General features: G+C 42.7%; 12 protein-coding genes, 1 tRNA gene and 2 pseudogenes. 1 reads left to right on the forward strand and 14 read right to left on the reverse strand.

Annotation, left to right across the window (positions count from 1 at the left end; translation table 11 throughout):
- Positions 1-6 precede the first annotated feature (6 nt).
- The 13 genes and pseudogenes from AC0IYG_RS22865 to smpB all read right to left on the reverse strand — a co-directional run bounded on the left by AC0IYG_RS22865 (position 7) and on the right by smpB (position 16,043).
- Complete coding sequence (locus AC0IYG_RS22865; protein ID WP_471713388.1) at positions 7-1,032, reverse strand: COX15/CtaA family protein; 1,026 nt, start codon at positions 1,030-1,032, stop codon at positions 7-9.
- Positions 1,010-2,890, reverse strand: coding sequence for a cytochrome c oxidase subunit I (locus tag AC0IYG_RS22870; RefSeq protein ID WP_471713389.1), 1,881 nt, complete (start codon positions 2,888-2,890; stop codon positions 1,010-1,012). The genes AC0IYG_RS22865 and AC0IYG_RS22870 overlap by 23 nt, the downstream gene beginning before the upstream one ends.
- Positions 2,891-2,918: 28 nt before the next feature.
- A complete protein-coding gene (locus AC0IYG_RS22875) occupies positions 2,919-4,025 on the reverse strand; it encodes a cytochrome c oxidase subunit II (RefSeq protein ID WP_471713390.1) in 1,107 nt (368 codons plus the stop codon).
- Between the two features lie 22 nt (positions 4,026-4,047).
- Positions 4,048-5,406 (reverse strand): quinol:cytochrome C oxidoreductase, encoded by a 1,359-nt coding sequence (locus AC0IYG_RS22880; protein WP_471713391.1) that lies wholly within the window; start codon positions 5,404-5,406, stop codon positions 4,048-4,050.
- A 30-nt stretch (positions 5,407-5,436) separates the two neighbouring features.
- On the reverse strand, positions 5,437-6,060 hold the full coding sequence (locus AC0IYG_RS22885; protein WP_471713392.1) for a c-type cytochrome: 624 nt from the start codon (positions 6,058-6,060) through the stop codon (positions 5,437-5,439).
- Positions 6,060-6,590, reverse strand: a complete 531-nt coding sequence (locus AC0IYG_RS22890; protein ID WP_471713393.1) for a DUF3341 domain-containing protein — start codon at positions 6,588-6,590, stop codon at positions 6,060-6,062. The genes AC0IYG_RS22885 and AC0IYG_RS22890 overlap by 1 nt, the downstream gene beginning before the upstream one ends.
- 34 nt (positions 6,591-6,624) lie before the next feature.
- A complete protein-coding gene (gene nrfD, locus AC0IYG_RS22895; RefSeq protein WP_471713394.1) occupies positions 6,625-8,058 on the reverse strand; it encodes an NrfD/PsrC family molybdoenzyme membrane anchor subunit in 1,434 nt (477 codons plus the stop codon).
- A gap of 51 nt (positions 8,059-8,109) precedes the next feature.
- Positions 8,110-11,185 (reverse strand): annotated as a pseudogene (locus AC0IYG_RS22900) (TAT-variant-translocated molybdopterin oxidoreductase).
- Positions 11,186-11,232: 47 nt separating this feature from the next.
- Positions 11,233-12,549: a c-type cytochrome gene (locus tag AC0IYG_RS22905; RefSeq protein ID WP_471713395.1), complete on the reverse strand. Its 1,317-nt coding sequence runs from the start codon at positions 12,547-12,549 to the stop codon at positions 11,233-11,235.
- A 263-nt stretch (positions 12,550-12,812) separates the two neighbouring features.
- Positions 12,813-12,886 (reverse strand) — tRNA-Cys (locus AC0IYG_RS22910).
- Positions 12,887-12,960: 74 nt separating this feature from the next.
- Positions 12,961-14,799 (reverse strand): annotated as a pseudogene (gene rpsA / locus AC0IYG_RS22915) (30S ribosomal protein S1).
- Between the two features lie 198 nt (positions 14,800-14,997).
- Positions 14,998-15,507 carry an HNH endonuclease gene (locus tag AC0IYG_RS22920; RefSeq protein ID WP_233854189.1) on the reverse strand — a complete coding sequence of 170 codons (510 nt, stop codon included), beginning with the start codon at positions 15,505-15,507 and terminating at the stop codon, positions 14,998-15,000.
- 77 nt (positions 15,508-15,584) lie between these two features.
- Positions 15,585-16,043, reverse strand: a complete 459-nt coding sequence (smpB, locus tag AC0IYG_RS22925; protein WP_471713396.1) for an SsrA-binding protein SmpB — start codon at positions 16,041-16,043, stop codon at positions 15,585-15,587.
- 58 nt (positions 16,044-16,101) lie between these two features.
- Here smpB and AC0IYG_RS22930 point away from each other — a divergent pair, with 58 nt between their 5' ends.
- A complete protein-coding gene (locus AC0IYG_RS22930) occupies positions 16,102-16,578 on the forward strand; it encodes a hypothetical protein (RefSeq protein WP_471713397.1) in 477 nt (158 codons plus the stop codon).
- Here the strand turns inward: AC0IYG_RS22930 and AC0IYG_RS22935 are convergent.
- Complete coding sequence (locus AC0IYG_RS22935; protein WP_471713398.1) at positions 16,575-17,552, reverse strand: radical SAM protein; 978 nt, start codon at positions 17,550-17,552, stop codon at positions 16,575-16,577. The two genes, AC0IYG_RS22930 and AC0IYG_RS22935, sit on opposite strands and share 4 nt — an antisense overlap.
- Position 17,553: the final 1 nt, after the last annotated feature.

The raw sequence follows: 17,553 nt of genomic DNA on the forward strand, positions 1-17,553 counted from the left end.
TTTACTTTAAACTCTATTGTGTTTCAGCTTGTAATCCTCCGGAACATTCAGAAATTTCTTTCCATTTACCAAAAGCCAAATCACAAACTGGAGACCAATTAATAATATTGCAAAGGTAAGATGTAATGGCTGCGCAAATGGCGGAACTCCGAAATAAGCCATTAAAATTCCGGTTCCTATTTCTGCTATCAAAATCCAGAAGCATGCAATCGCAATTTTTCCTGGGATTGAAGCTGTTCCTTCCGCTTTCCTGATTCTATTGATCCAATACAGATTCGCACCGAAAAGGATTATTGAAAAGGACCGATGAATGTAAAAATTGGTTCCTAACTGGTCAATCCACTCACTTCTCGCACCGTAACCCAATTTGACAATTACTTCATCGATTGCTTCCCTGACTTGCGTACCAAGCAAAATCTGCACAAGTGACAGCACCATTACTACAATCCCAATGCCACTTAGTGCCTGCTTTCCTGAATCTGTTAGTCTAAGAATGTTGCCCGCATATGCTGACCACGTAAAAAGATAAAGCAGCAAGAAGACAATCACAATTGCAACGAGCATATGCATTGTTACAACAACCGGCATAAGCTCAAATGAAACAACTTTCGCCCCTAACCAACCCTGAAATCCAACCAAAATGAATGCAGACAAGCTTAAATAGAAGATGCGCCTGTTGCTGGTTTTGAAAAAAGGAATGGAAGCAAGGAGTGTCAAAAAGATCATGACACCGGTAAAAGCGCCTAGAAGTCTGTTGACATATTCAATCCAGGTTTTGACCGGATTAAACTCAACCTCACCTTTCAGCTTGGCTCCGTAAAGCTCCTTGTAATTTGCTGGCAACTGAGAAACTTCTGTTGGCGGAACCCAGCTTCCAAAGCATCTGGGCCAGTCCGGACATCCCATGCCTGCGCCCGTACTTCTCACAACCCCACCTGCAATAATCAGAAAATAGAGTACAATGACAGTGTTTAAAGCCAATCGCCGGAACCGGCGATTGGCTTTAACGTCAATGTGAGTTGAACTGGTCATTATAGTTTTGTGACTCAATCGCTTTCTCGTTTGCTATCTGCTCATTTTCATGAGGGAAGTTAGATTCAAGCGTTTGAGAATATGGAATATTTTGCGGAATAAAATCCTCCTTAGCACCTGGCTTACTGTAATCGTAAGACCAACGATATACTGCTGGAATCTCACCTACCCAGTTTCCGTGACCAGGATTAATTGGCGTAGTCCATTCCAATGTGTTTGATCTCCATGGATTTTGCGGTGCTCTCTTGCCTTTGAAAATACTGTAGAAGAAGTTCCAAAGGAAAATGAACTGTGCAAGGAATGAGAGGATCGCGGCGATCGATATGAACATGTTCATGTCCATAAACTTATGCGTAAAGTCGTAGCTTGTGAATTGGTAATATCTCCGTGGGAAACCAGCGATACCAACATAGTGCATCGGGATGAAGACCAGGTAGATTCCAATGAATGTCAACCAGAAGTGAATCTGACCAAGAGTCGTATTCATCATTCGCCCAAACATTTTAGGGAACCAGTGGTAAACACCTGCAAACAGACCGAACGCTGATGCTGCACCCATTACAAGGTGAAAGTGAGCAACTACAAAGTAAGTATCGTGGAGCTGAATGTCCAATGCGCTGTTTCCAAGAATAATTCCTGTCAAACCACCCGATACGAACAATGAAACCAAACCGATCGAGAACAACATACCTGGCGTGAAAACGATGTTTCCTTTCCAGAGTGTTGTAATGTAGTTAAAGCCTTTAACCGCTGATGGGACTGCAATGATCAATGTAAGGAACATGAATACGGACCCCAGGAATGGATTCATACCCGTTACGAACATATGGTGAGCCCATACGATAAATGCAAGGAATGCAATTCCTAACATGGATGCGATCATCGCACGGTAACCGAAAATCGGTTTGCGTGAATTGGTTGCGATTACCTCGGAAGTAATTCCAAGTCCTGGCAATAGAACAATGTAAACCTCAGGGTGACCTAAGAACCAGAACAAATGTTGGAACAAGATCGGGCTACCACCTACGTTTGGCAATGCTTCACCATTGATATAGATATCTGAAAGGTAAAAGCTTGTTCCAAAGTGACGGTCAAAAATTAATAGTAATACGGAAGACAAAAGAACAGGGAAGGAAATCAATCCTAGCACCGCTGTAATCAGAAATGACCAGATCGTTAATGGAAGACGATCGAATGACATTCCCCTCGTACGAAGGTTGATAACTGTCGTAATGTAGTTGATACCACCTAAAAGCTGCGACACGATAAAAAATGCCATACTTGCAAGCCATAGCGTCATACCCATCCCAGATCCTGGGTGAGCCTGAGGCAATGCGCTCAGCGGCGGATATATTACCCAACCACCTGCTGCTGGTCCGTTTTGTAAGAAAAGGGAGGCAAACATGATTACGCTTGCAAGGAAGAAGAACCAATAAGACAACATGTTCATAAAACCTGATGCCATATCGCGCGCTCCAATTTGAAGCGGGATCAAAAAGTTACTGAATGTACCACTCAGACCTGCTGTAAGTACAAAGAACACCATGATCGTTCCATGCATTGTTACCAAAGCCAGGTAAAAATTCGGATCTAATTTTCCAGCATCGCTGATCCATCCGCCCAAAACAGGTTTAAGCCAGGACAGATTAGAGTCCGGCAAACCAAGTTGAATACGGAAGATAACCGACATGGAAATCCCTATCACCGCCCACATGATACCGGTGATAAGATATTGCTTCGCTATAACTTTGTGATCTTCACAAAATATATATTTCTGCCAAAAGTTTTGTGCTTCGTGGTGGTGTTCATGCTCAGTTTCGTGGTGATGAGCTGTTTCCAATCCTTCAATAGCTGACATATACTTTTAATGTATTTAAATTAACAAATTAGCGTAGACTTGTACTGGTTCCTGCTCCTCCGGTGGAAGTTGCTGAGCTATCAGCAGGAGTTGCTGCTTCGGCTGGCACATATTTCATCGCTTTCGCTTTCAAATTCTCTGGCACTTTTGCAAGATACTCAGGATAAGTCTGCAAGAAAGTCGCCTGCTCTGCACACCATTTTTTGTAAGAAGCTTCGTCTTCAACGATCAATCTCATTTTCATCGAGAAGTGACCTTGACCACAAACCTCTGTACAAGCAATTTCATAATCAAAATTTGGATTGCCTGTTTCTGCACGCATGTCAGCTGTTGTCTTGTCTGGTACAAACCAGAATTTAGTTGGCATACCTGGCACTGCATCCATCTTAACCCTCATGTGAGGAATGAAAACGCTGTGTAACACATCTCTCGCACGTATTTTTAACAAAACAGGACGATTAACAGGGATGTGCATCTCACTTGGATTGGTAAAATCATCGAAAGAATTTTCATCCGAAAGGTCAATACCAACTTCATTTTGCGCATCGATTAACTTGTAATTATAATCACCAAGTTTGTTATCGCTTACACCTGAGTAACGCGCGATCCAGTTAAACTGCTTACCCGTAATCTCAATAACTTCTGCATCTCTCGGCGCGTCAGAGGTGATATCAGACCAAGCTTTCCATCCAGTAAATACAAGAAGCGCCATGACTATAGCTGGAACAATTGTCCAGATAAGCTCTAATCTATGGTTATCCGGATAAAAAGATGCACGGTGATCTTTTTTATGCTGGTATTTCCAGGCGAAAAAGAAGATCAGGAAATTAACAATGATAAACGGAATTGTCAGAATACCCATTGAGAACCAGAACAGATCATCCGTTCTACGTCCATGAACCGAAGACGCTTCCGGCAAGAAGAATTCCCTAGCATGGAGATAAGACCAAGTGATGGCTACTGCTCCGGCAATAAGGATAACAATGAACATAGCACCGTTCCATTTGTTCCCGGATGGTTCTGCATCGGGTGAATCGGAGTTATTGACACTTTTAAGTACATTCTGAAGTCTCGATATCACAACACCTGTGATAACTAGAAATACAAGAGCAACTAACGCGATAATAATATACATGATGATGAAACTGGTTTTGCAATTAGGCGATATCGTGATGCAATGATTCCTCCAACATTGGGTGGTTTCTTGGTATCAAATTCGCCTTCTCTAACTGACTTGCAATTGAATAACCGAACGCACAAATAAATAGAAGGAAAAAACCCCATTCCAACGGACCGAACCCTGCACCTGCACCGAGTGTTCCAGGCATTATATTGGTGTAGAAATCCATATAATGTCCAATGATCACACTCCAGCAAGCCACTTTAAGAATTGAATGTGTAAACTTCGCATCTCTTGTCATTAAGACAAGGAATGGGAAAAAGAAATTCAAAAACAACGTGATAAAGAACGGAGCTTTGAAATATCCATCGTGTCCTCTAAAACGCTCCAAATAATAAATTGTTTCTTCTGGTAAGTTAGCATAGTAGATCAAAAGAAATTGTGCAAACCATACATACGTCCAGAAGATACTGAATGCGAAAACGAATTTACCCAAATCACGCAAATGGCTTGAATTAACCGCTCTCAGATAACCTCTTTCCCTCAGCATTACGATTGTCAATGTGATCACCGCAAGACCAGCTACGTGCCAGCTCGCAAGTGTATACCAGCCAAACATTGTGCTAAACCAGTGTGTGTCAATTGACATTACGAAATCCCACGCTGATGTCGACGATGTTACACCGAACACAACAAGAAAGGCAGTTCCGAAACGAATTGATTTTTCGTAGAATTCAGTTCCCCCGATTTCATCTTCCTGCAATGAAAGATTGCGAATCACGCGCCACATTCCGTACCAAACTACAAAGTAAAATACCAAACGGAAAACGAAAAACGGCGTGTTTAGAAACCCTCTTTTTCCAGCAATGATCGGATCATATTCTGGTCCGCCCACTTCATATAGTCCCTCATGTGTCCAGTGAAAAAGATCGTGACCACCGAAGAAAAATGTAAGCAACATTACTACACCTGTAAATGGCAAGAATGCGGGCATTGCTTCCGGAATTCTTTTGAATACTGCTGACCACCCTGCTTGCGCCAGATAGTTATAAGAGATGAAGAACATTCCAATGACAGCGATACCAGTAAAATATACGGCATTAACCCAAAGGTTTGCCCAAATACGTGTCACCCAGCTTGCCTCATGATGTCCAGCCGTTGCTGCCTCGTGACCTGCCGCAGCTCCATGTTCTGCTGCACCATGTCCAACCGCTGCTGCTGCATGCTCAGCGCCTTGTGCTGCCGCCTCATGACCGCCTCCGCCATTAGCCGCGAGGTATGCGCCTAATAATATCAGGGCAACGCCCACGCCACCGCCTATGAGTAAATTTCTTTTAGCCCCCGATGTAAATTCAAACCGTTCTTCAATAGAAGGAATCGAATGTGCTGATGCCATTATTTAATTTATTTCTCTGTTATCAAAAAATTAAGCTCCCTTCTGCAGTTTTTGTACATAATGTACAATCTTCCAGCGCTCTTCAGGGTTTATCTGAGATCCGTGTGGCCACATACGGGCTTTACCGTGTGTGATCACGTGAAAAATGTGACCTTCATTTAAATTCTTATAAGCGTCGCTTGCATAGTTAGGAACCCCTTTATACATCGCTCCAACTTTGCCGTCACCTGCACCGGTGGCGCCGTGGCAATGCTGGCAATATCTGTCATACAATACTTTACCTTCGGCCAATGTATTGTCATTCAATGGAATCGGGTTTTTCAAAACGCGCTCAGCAATTGAAATACTGTCTGCCGGAATGTTGTAAACCATTAAGTCAGTACTTACGGAATCCTTGTCTCCGAATGATGTCTGATAATTTCTTCTTGCAACTGTTCCTGCAACCGGAAGTCTCATTGTCAACCCCATTGGATTAATAGGATTCGCTTTTTCCTGTTTGTAAGGTTCATATCCTACTGGCAAATACATGTTAGGAGCGAACTCTTTACCCGGATCACTCAAGTCCCGGGTGCAACCAGCAGCAGCTGTAAGAATTACGGCAGCAACCAATAGATATTTATATAAATCGTTAAATTTCATTTTTTCAAACTCCATTAAAATTGCTTTACGTTGACTTCTTCGGCACCGCTGTCTCTCAAAGCACGCGATATTTCATCTTCCGTCATTGAATTCCGACCTAGATCGATTGCCATAACGAATTTATTATCAGTAGAACGCACATCAAATCTTGGATGAAAGTGTGTTCCGGGTCCCAGGCCATTTGAGATAAAGAACGTAGTTACCATACCAAAGGCTGTGAACAATACGGTTAATTCAAATGTGATCGGAATGTAATTGGGGATCGAAATTGGATCCTTACCACCCACAATCATTGGCCAGTCGATACCCATTGTCCAGATCATCAATGTCAATGCAACGCAGCACCCTGTTACACCGAACATGAATGCGGCAATGCCGATTCTGGTTCTTGGGTGTCCCAATGCTTCGTCCAATCCATGTATAGGAAAAGGAGAATACACTTCTTTAATTTTCACTCCTGCCTTCCTAAGCTTTGGAACCGCGTGAAGGACAGTATCGTCATCGTCATAAACTCCGACTAAATATTTACCAGATAATTCTGCCATATCAATACTTATATTAAATACCCGTCAGTCTATTTTATTCTTTGTCTTTATCAAAAGCAGGCTCAGCTGTTCCGCGTTGTCTCACTTTTGCTACACCAGCAATTTTGCCAGGCAATTGAGCAGAAGTAGAACGAATTACAGCCTTAACTTCCGCCATATTTACCACAGGTAAATATTTAGAGAATAGTAAGAATAAAGTAAAGAATAAACCAAAAGAGAAAATGTAATCACCAATGTCATAACGTGTCGGCGAAAACATTGCCCAGCTTGAAGGAATGTAGTCACGGTGAAGCGATGTTACGATAATTACAAAACGCTCGAACCACATACCAATGTTTACAACAACTGAAATGAAGAATGTAAATGTGATACTTCTACGCAGTTTTCTAGACCAGAAAAGCTGTGGAGAGATTACGTTACATGTCATCATCGCCCAATATGCCCACCAGTAAGGACCGGTCATACGGTTAAAGAATGCATAATATTCGTATTCAACACCTGAATACCAAGCAATAAAGAACTCAGTGATATAAGCCACACCCACCACAGAACCGGTCAAGGTGATAACCTTGTTCATGGTTTCAATGTGCTCCAATGTAATGTAATCTTCAAGACGATAAACAACCCTTGTAATCAACATCAGGTTTTGCACCATTGCGAATCCGGAGAAAATCGCACCTGCAACGAAGTATGGAGGGAAAATAGTCGTGTGCCATCCAGGAATTACTGAGGTTGCAAAGTCCATACTTACAATCGTGTGAACTGAAAGTACAAGTGGAGTAGACAGACCCGCAAGAATTAAGCTGATGTATTCATATCTAGCCCATGTCTTAGCTGAACCATCCCAACCCATTGCAAATGTGCCATACATTAAGCGAGAGATTTTGCTAGTAGCACGGTCACGGATTGTAGCAAGGTCAGGGATAAGACCGATATACCAGAATACCAATGAAACTGAGAAATATGTACTGATCGCAAATACGTCCCATACAAGCGGTGAGTTGAAGTTAACCCAAAGTGATCCGAATGCATTTGGCAATGGAAGCGCCCAATAAGCTAACCAAGGACGGCCCATGTGCATAAGTATAAAAGATGCTGCACAGATAACCGCAAAAATAGTCATCGCTTCCGCTGCACGGTTAATGGATGTTCTCCATTTTTGGCGGAAAAGAAGCAAAATCGCCGAAATAAGCGTTCCTGCGTGACCAATACCAACCCACCATACGAAGTTTGTGATATCCCATGCCCAGCCAACTGTCTTGTTCAGACCCCATACGCCAAGCCCTTCCCACCAGGTCCATGCAAGACACACAGATCCATACGCCAAAACAATAAGGGAAATCCCGAAAGCAATTTTCCATTCCTTTGTTGGGGCTCCTTCTACATGTCGGCATATATCTTCCGTCACGTCTGCGTACGTTTTCCCACCTTGAATCAGCGGTTCTCTTACGGGTGAAGTAACATGCATACTACTATAATTTATAAAATGATTTAACCTTCTTAACTTCAATTACGAGATTTAGGCCGGCTGCTTCGCTGACTCCGAATCTTTGTTTCTAACCTTTGTAAGATACGCAACCTGAGGACGGGTGTTAATTTCTTCCAACATGTGGAATGCACGCCCTTCTCTTTCTTCTTCAAGCACTTGTGAAATTCTGCTTTCCGGATCGTTCATATCACCGAAAGTAATCGCATTTGTCGGGCAAGATTGTGCACAAGCTGTAACGATTTCACCGTCTGCAACACGTCTTCTTTCTTTTCTTGCAGTCAACTTGCCTTCCTGGATACGCTGAACGCACATTGAGCATTTTTCAATAACCCCTCTTGAACGAACAGTCACATCAGGGTTGATGGCCATTTTACCAAGATCATTATTGAAGTTGTAATCAAAGTTGTCGTTATCAAAATATTTGAACCAGTTGAAACGACGCACTTTGTAAGGGCAGTTATTTGCACAGTAACGTGTGCCCACGCAACGGTTGTAAGTCATTTGGTTCAAGCCTTCTGAGCTGTGGGTTGTCGCAAGAACAGGACAAACCGTTTCACAAGGAGCATTGTTGCAATGTTGGCAAAGCATTGGCTGGAAAGTAACTTCCGGATTTTCAGAAGCAATCTCCATTGCTTTGTAATCGCCAACTTCCGCGTCTGAGCTATAATAGCGGTCAATACGCAGCCAGTGCATTTCGCGACTGTTTATTACTTCCTGACGACCAACTACAGGAATGTTATTTTCCGAAATACAGCTTACAACGCAAGATCCACAACCTACGCAAGAGTTAAGGTCAATGACCATTCCCCATGAGTGGTTCTTGTATTTATGTCCATTCCACAATGTAAGGTCAGTTGCATCAACTGGTCCTTCCGATGTTTCAACTTTTGGTATAAACCTTCCGGCCAACGGATCTTTCTGGAATTTAGATAAGATTGTTTCTTGCAAAACAGACTTACGGCCCATTACAGTGTCGTGTGTCTGCGTCTGAGCGATCTCTCTGAAATCGCCCGTTTTTGTTATCGTTGCTTCACCAGGATACAAGGAAACAAAGCCTGCATTTACCGAAGCAAATGGATAGACATTCTTTCCTACGCCATCACCGGATTTACCAGATTTCTCACGTCCATAACCTATTGAAATTGCAACTGTTCCGTTAGGTTGTCCCGGCTGGATCAAAATTGGAACTTCAACTGATTTTCCTTTGGCTTCAACTTTCACAACATCTCCCTGCACGACGCCAAGATCCGTTGCTGTTTTCTGAGAAACACAAGCGTGGTTATCCCAGGTTGCTTTTGTAACAGGATCAGGCAATTCTTGTAACCATGGATTGTTTGCAAATGCACCGGTTCCGATGGCAACATTCTCATACAATGCTAATTCAATCCCTGAACCAGCTTTTGCACTTCTGCCAACAGCAGCAGCTGCTTCGGCAATGTTACCTGCAAAACTAGCACCGCCACCGGCAGCACGAGTTGATTGGAAAACACCATCATGCAATGATTTTACCCAGAACGTTTCGAAATCACCAGTTCCGCCTTGCGGGAAAACATTCGTTTTCCAGTAAGCCTTGACATATTCGTGGAAGTCAGATGGCTGACCTGCCCATTTCAAAAGACTTGTTTGCGCCTGACGCGTGTTGAAGATCAAGCTGATCGTCGGCTGAGCCAAGCTGAACAAGCCAGCCATTGGCTCTGCATCGTTCCAAGACTTCAAGATCGTGAGGAGCCGGGCAGATATATTTTACCAGAGACGAAGTTTCGTCTGCACGGTGACTGAATGAAACACCAAGCTTAACCTTTGGAAGTGCAGCTGCAAGTTCTGCACCGCGTGGATGGTCGTAAACAGGATTTGATCCGTAAATGATTACACCAGCAACTTTTCCGCCTTTCACTTCGTCGATGAACTCATTCATGAGCACATCATTTCCTTGACGCAAATTCAAAGGTGTATCCAGATCAATTGTTGATCCGTAGCTTCCTAGCAATGCATTCAATCCGTTAACAACAGTTTGAACAGCAGGATCATTAATTCCGCAAACAACAAGTGCTTGTCCTTTTGCAGCGATCAGGTCCGCAGCAGCTTTATCTAGGTTTGCAACTTGCAGTGTAGACGCAGCAATGCTTGTACCGCCAAGTTTCGCAGCGACTTTATTATATAAATTTGTAACAACCGCTCCAATCTGAGATGGCTTAACTGCGCTGCGGTAATCTGCATTTGAACCAGTTAATGACAATCTTGTCTCAAACTGATAATGTCTGGACATCTCCTTCTTACCATCTTTTCCGCTGCTTAAGCGACGTGTTTCAGCATATTTGCTCGCGAAACCGTCAGCCATAACCCAAGCACCAAGAAAGTCAGCATCGATACCAACAATTACTTTCGCCTTGCTGAAATCATACGATGGGAAAACTGCTTTACCGAATGAAAGCTCATTGGCCTTAACAATTCCGTATGACGAGTTGGCGTCATACATAATGTGACGCGTCGTCGGGAATTTCGTTGTGAAGTCTGCTATAACTGCTTTTGTAGATGGGCTTACAATTGTTGGCGAAATAATGCGAATCGCACCACCGCTTGCAGCAATCTGGTTAAGCTGATCTTGAATTTCTTTATCTACTGCGTCCCAGCTAACTTTTGCATCGTCGCCTTTTTTAGGACCTCTTAATTTTTCGTTATCATAAAGCCCAAGCAAAGAAGCCTGAACCCTAGCACTTGTTCCCGTTGAAATACTAGACAAAGCATTGCCTTCAATTTTAACAGGACGTCCTTCACGCGTTTTTACAAGAATGCTAGCATAATCGCCACCTTCTGAATAAGTTGACGCATACCAGTTTGCAATTGTAGGGAATTCGCCCTCAGGCTTGTTTACGTAAGGAATCGCTTTTTTAACAGGAGTTTCGCAAGCTGCTAGTGAAACGGCCGCCATACCAAAGCCCAAAACTTTAAGAAAGTCACGTCTATGAGTACCCGATCCGTCAAGCAAATTTTCATACTGGTTCTGAGCAGGAGCTTCACCGAATTCTGAAGATGCGTTTTTCACGAATGATTCGTCATTCCGCAGTTCTTCAAGCCCTCTCCAGTATCTTTTATTTGTATTTTCCATAAAATTTTAAATACAATGAGTTGTATTCTGGTATTAATGTTTTTTGATTAATAATGGCATTTAGAACATTCCAACCCACCAATATCAGCCACTTTCAGTGCTTCCTTGCTTTCGCCGGCATGCAGCTGTACTAATTTATCGTAGTACTTATTGTCTTTCGTATTCACCTCTGTCTTACGGTGACAATCGATACACCATCCCATAGTAAGTGATGAGCGTTGCTGAATCACTTCCATTTTCTCTACTTCTCCGTGACAGTTTTGACATTCAAGTCCGCCAACATTAACGTGTTGTGCGTGATTGAAATAAGCCAAATCAGGAAGGTTGTGCACCCTTACCCATTCGATTGGCTGATTATTTTCAATCGAAGTATAAATCTTTTGAATTTCAGGAGATTCCTTTTTGATAACTCCATGGCAGTTCATACAAATGTTTGCCGAAGGAATATGTGCAGATTTACCGCGGTTAACACCTGTGTGACAGTAATTACAGTCAATCTTGTATTCACCTGCGTGCAATTTGTGTGAGAAAGAAATCGGCTGTTTAGGCGCATATCCTTGCTGTACACCTACGCTATACGCACCATCCAATGTTGCTTTTAAAACAAGCAAAACAAAGATCCAGATTGTAGCAGACCGAATTGCAGGGTCCCCAGCAACTCTTTTCAATGAAGCTCCTAAACGCGTCATGAATCTCGTTCTTTCCACAACAGTGCCTTGTTCACCGCTAACTGCCTTTGAAAGCAATGACACGATAACCAGAAGAACACCAAGCACTAACAACATTACAATAACAAGTGCGGCAAGCACAATTACAAACAAATCCGACGGTGCTCCTCCGCCTTGTGCAGACGCTGTTCCGCCAGCAGCTCCACCACCAGCAGGCGCTGCGGCAGCTGGTGCAGCCGTACCCGCTTGATCGATGTAAGCAAGAATTCCTTTGATATCATCATCTGATAAGTTAGGAAAACTTGTCATCTGAGCTTTTGAAAACTCGTTGTAGATTTTAACCGCGTACGGATCACCCGAGGCAATAACAGCCTGAGAGTTGCGAATCCATTTTGACAACCAGGCAAAATCATGGCGTCCACTCACCCCTTTCAAACCAGGTCCAACCACACGCTCGTCCGTCACAGCGTGACATTGCGCACAGTTATTTTTGAATAAAGCTTCGCCTTTGGCAGCATCTCCGCCACCAGCCGGTGCCGCTCCTGCCGCAGCTCCACCAGCCGCTGCAGTGCTGTCCTGCGCATATATTAAGCTTGGAACACTTAATAAGATAGCCACAGCTATGCTGGCTATAAATGTTTTTGAGAAATTAAAGAAGGAACAAAACTTAGCGTCCTTTCGGAATGGTATATTCATAATCAACTATTCATTATTCTTCAACAGACAAAACTAGTTCACGATTTTTTATCCACAAAAGTATTTAAGGGATATTTTGAACGCCTATCTTATTTATCATTTGTCTAATTTACCCATGTTTTTTAGCACATTTACACATTAAATTTTTAGCTGATTTTCAACTACTTAGCAACAAAAAATGCCATTTGGAAACCCAATGCAAGGTTTCAAACAAATGGCATTTTTTTGGTATAAAATTGTGTGCCAATTTCATCATGACACTGTGGAGGTTCCGAGCGGATTCGAACCGCTGTACGAGGTTTTGCAGACCTCTGCCTAGCCACTCGGCCACGGAACCAAATTTGGATTAGCTGCTGCTCTCGCTGGCAGCTAATCCGGTGCAAAAGTATCAAAAAAATCCGCTACTCCGCACTATTGTTTACTTTTTTCCTTTCTTTCGCTTTCTTCCATTTGTTCTTTCAATGCTGAAAGAACGCTGGAAACCTCCGAAAGTAGATTTCTCCCCTTCTTTGGTTGAGTCCGAAGCAGGCGCGCTTTTTGCAGGAGCGGAAGATTGTGCCTTTGCAGGACGGTCTTCTTTTTTCTCCTCAGGAGCAGGTGCTGCTTTCGTTACTTTGGAATGCGTAAGAACGATTTTCTTCTCGTCTTTCAGGAATTCAAGCACTGTGAAGTCAAGGCTTTCACCAACTTCTGCAACGGTGCCGTCTTCTTTCGTCAGGTTTTTGATAGCCGAAACGCCTTCAATTCCGTAAGGAAGTTCAAGTGTTGCAAATTTATCACCTTTTGCAACGATCGTAGATTTATGAACTGAACCCACTTCAAAGATGCTTTCGAAAGTATCCCATGGGTTTTCTTCAAGTTGCTTATGACCAAGAGCCAGACGACGGTTGTCAGCGTCCAGTTCAAGAACTACAACTTCAAGCTCGTCATTTACTTTAACGAAGTCAGAAGGATGTTTGATTTTCTTAGTCCAAGAAAGGTCAGAAACGTGAACAAGGCCGTCGATTCCTTCTTCGAGCTCGATAAACAAGCCGAAGTTAGTCAGGTTACGAACAACACCTTTGTGACGTGTTCCGATTGCGTATTTCTCTACTTCAATGAAGCCTGAGTCCAAGGATCCTCAGTCAATTGCTTAATACCAAGAGACATTTTGCGCTCGTTACGATCCAGCGTCAATACTACTGCACTGATTTCGTCATTTACGTTCATGAATTCCTGAGGATTGCGCAGGTGCTGAGACCATAGACGTTTCAGAAACGTGGATCAAACCTTCAACACCTGGTTTGATTTCAAGGAATGCGCCGTAATCAGCAACATTAACGATACGACCTGTAACTTTCGATCCAACCTGGATTTCTTCTGCCAAGAGAATCCCATGGGTGAGAGACTGAAGTTGTTTCAAGCCAAGAGAAATACGTTTTTTCTCTTCATCAAAGTCAAGAACAACCACGTTCAATTTCTGATCAAGCGCAAGCAGGTGCAGGTCGGGTGGTTGATGCGACCATGAAATATCCGTAATGTGAAGAAGACCATCAACACCACCAAGGTCAATGAACACACCGAAGTTTGTCATGTTCTTGATAACGCCTTCCAGAACCTGGCCTTTTTCAAGGTTGTTCAAGATTTGCTGACGTTGTGCTTCAAGATCTTTTTCGATCAATATTTTGTGAGATACAACTACGTTATCATTTGCATAGTTAATCTTAACAACTTTAACTTCCATACGCTTTCCAACAAAGATGTCGAAATCGCGGATTGGCTTAACATCGATTTGTGAACCTGGCAAGAAAGCCTCGATGCCGAATATATCAACAATAAGACCACCCTTAGTTCTTCTCTTCACGTTAGCATCGATAACCACATCCTCGTCAAACGATTTCTGAATGTTATCCCATGCAGTAATAACTTTTGCTTTTTTGCGTGAAAGAACAAGCTGACCTTGTGCGTCTTCTTGGTTTTCTACGTAAACTTCCACTTCGTCGCCAATTTTCATTCCTGGCAAATCGCGGAATTCATTTGAAGAAACGATACCATCAGATTTGAAACCGATGTTAAGGATAACTTCACGGTCAGTAATACCAACTACAATACCTTTTACTACTTCTTTTTCCTGAACAGGAGAAATCGTAGTCTCATACATTTGTTCTAGGCGATCGCGGTCTGCAGTCGAGTAACCAGTACCGAAACCTTTGTCTGCTGCTTATCCCAATCGAAATCAGGAAGTGGTTGATGTTGAATTTCCTTAGACATAAATAGGAATTATTGCTCTGTGTACATCAGCTTCCGAGCTAAATAGCTGAAAATTAGTTAAACAAGTATTTTTTGGAAAAATAGAGCGCAAAAGTACACGTTTTCAAAATATTATCCCAGGATGCCAGGACTTTTATTTGAAAATCAGAAGAAAGGAAATGTTGGAGGGTAATAAAAGGCGGGAATGAAGCTCAAATGTTAATATGTGCGCTCCTTAACACCCAGATATGGAAGCCATTCGTCGTCAGCCAGGCCAGAAAAATCTCTGATAAACATTAAAAATGAGGGACGAAATGGCCGTTGGCGGAGGGGCATGCCAACTTCTTCTGGTGTATGGTCTCCTTTTCGGGAGTTGCAGCGTTTGCAGGCGGTGGCTAAATTATCCCAGGTTGTTTTTCCGCCTCTTGATTTCGGGATAACGTGATCGAGTGTGAGATTATCGTGTGTTCCGCAATACTGACATCGGTTACTGTCCCGCTTGAAGAGGTTTTGCCTCGTCATGACAACCCCGCGATAAGGAATATGAATGTAGCGGTTAAGGCGGATCACAACGGGCATGGGATATTTATCGTTGACCGTCCTAAGATAATGCCGGGGTGACTCGGCCAGCATTTCAGCCTTATTCATGTAGACTAATAAAAACGCCTTTGGAACCGTGCAAACACTTAACGCACTATAATCTTGATTAAGAACCAGTACTTTACCCATGAGCCCTAGAGGTATTTGATTCCGACAATATAGGAATTTTTTACCATAAAAAACGCGCCAGGAAAGCCATTATTATACTAGAAATTCATCCGATCTGTTTCCCGCTTTACATCTCTTTCCTTGATCGTATCACGCTTGTCGTAAAGCTTCTTACCTTTTGCTAAGGCAATGTGCAATTTGGCAAGTCCACGCTCACTTGTAAACAACCGCACAGGAATAATAGTCAGCCCCTGATCTTTTAAATTTTCGATCAGCTTCTTCTTTTCTCTTTTGGTAATCAACAGCTTACGGTCACGCATTGGGTCGTGATTGTAATGCGTTCCTTCGGTGTAGGGCGATATATGTAAGCTCCTGATGTACAATTCTCCGTCCATGAAAAGGCAATATGCATCCTGGAAATTGACCTTGCCTTGTCTTATTGATTTTATTTCTGTTCCCGTCAACGCCATTCCAGCGGTAAACTCCTCCAAGAAGAAGTATTCGAAGGATGCCTTGCGATTTTTAATATCTACTTTTTTAACTATTTTTTCGGACATATTGATTCTCAAATTCAAAAGGGCTTAAAATTAAGCTTTTGTTAAAACTATACCAATAATGAAAATCACTAAGCAGCACACTAAACTAGCATTGCTATGCGTCATCTGCGCCTTCTACACCTCTAGTGGATTTTGTCAGAAATATGATCCTGGCATTATGCAAACGGTCAAAACTTTATTCGATGGAATGCGTGCCGGAGATTCAACGATGGTTAGAAGCGCCTTTGCAGTCGGAGGCACGTTGATGTCCATTCCTAGAAATCCATCGGATTCAGTTGCGATGACTACCGCGTCAATAGATTACTTCGTTAAGGCAGTTGGAACACCGCATTCAGAAATATGGGATGAGCAAATTTCTAATGAAAGGATAATAGTGGATGGACCTATGGCAGTCGTATGGGCACCTTATAAATTCTATCTCGGCGAGAAATTTTCACATTGCGGCGTAAATGTGTTCACTATGATTAAACTGAGCCAGGGTTGGAAGATCAGCTCCATCACTGATACACGCAGAAAAGATTATTGCTCGTTTTAAAACTTCACCATTTGCTTCCAGGTGCCCTTAATGCGGTTATATTTTATGGTGCTTGGAAGCGCTTTCCACCAATATTTGTTCATTTCAACTGCGAATGACGGCTGCATATAGCAGTTGATCGCGCAGCCTTCGCAAGCTGGCAATTTTCCTTCGAGCGCAACAAGTTTTTGCACTTCGTCGGAATGGTAGAGATCAAATAAATTTCCTTCTATCGGAAAATCTTTCAGCCCTAAGTGATAGCAAGGCAAAACAAGCTTGTTTTCGGGAGAGATAACAATGGTTGTGCTGGCGGCTTTGCAAACGGGATTATCGACATGGTTTCCGCCGTCAAGTCGCAGCTGGACAAAGGCATCGTTGAGGTAAACATTCTTCTGCTTTCCCCACCAAGTTAGCTCGCTCAATGTTTCTTTGGAGAGATTCGAACCAACATTGTTGTATTCAAAAACAGGATTCAGGATCAAAATCAAATCATTTGGCAAACAAATCTCCTCCCACATTTGCCTTATTTTACCAACATTATCTTCAAAAACCGTAAAAATAATGTCCGGACGCTCGCCTAGTGATTTGGCAACGGCAATGGATTCCATCACTTTATCAAAGCACTTCACATTTCTTGATTTATCATGCTCATCACGATCATGTGAATCGAGTGAAAAATGGAGCATATCAACAAGTCCCCGTAGTTTTTCTGCTTGTTTGGGATAAAGAAGGCCATTGCTCGTCACGGTTGTGATCATGCCGTGGTCTTTGGCTTCTTTTAAAAGCAAATCAAGCTGCCTGTGCAGTAAAGGTTCGCCTCCGGTAAAGTCAATGACCTTAACGCCGAGTTTTTTCAAATCCCGTAAATTTTCTCTTAAATTTTCAACCGTAATGTAAGGCGAAGGCTTTTCCCAAATGTCACAAAAACTACATGATGCATTGCAGCGATAAGTTACGTAGTAATTGCAAAGGACTGGATGGGAAATCAAACGCATA

The sequence above is a fragment of the Dyadobacter sp. AC419 genome, assembly GCF_979253085.1.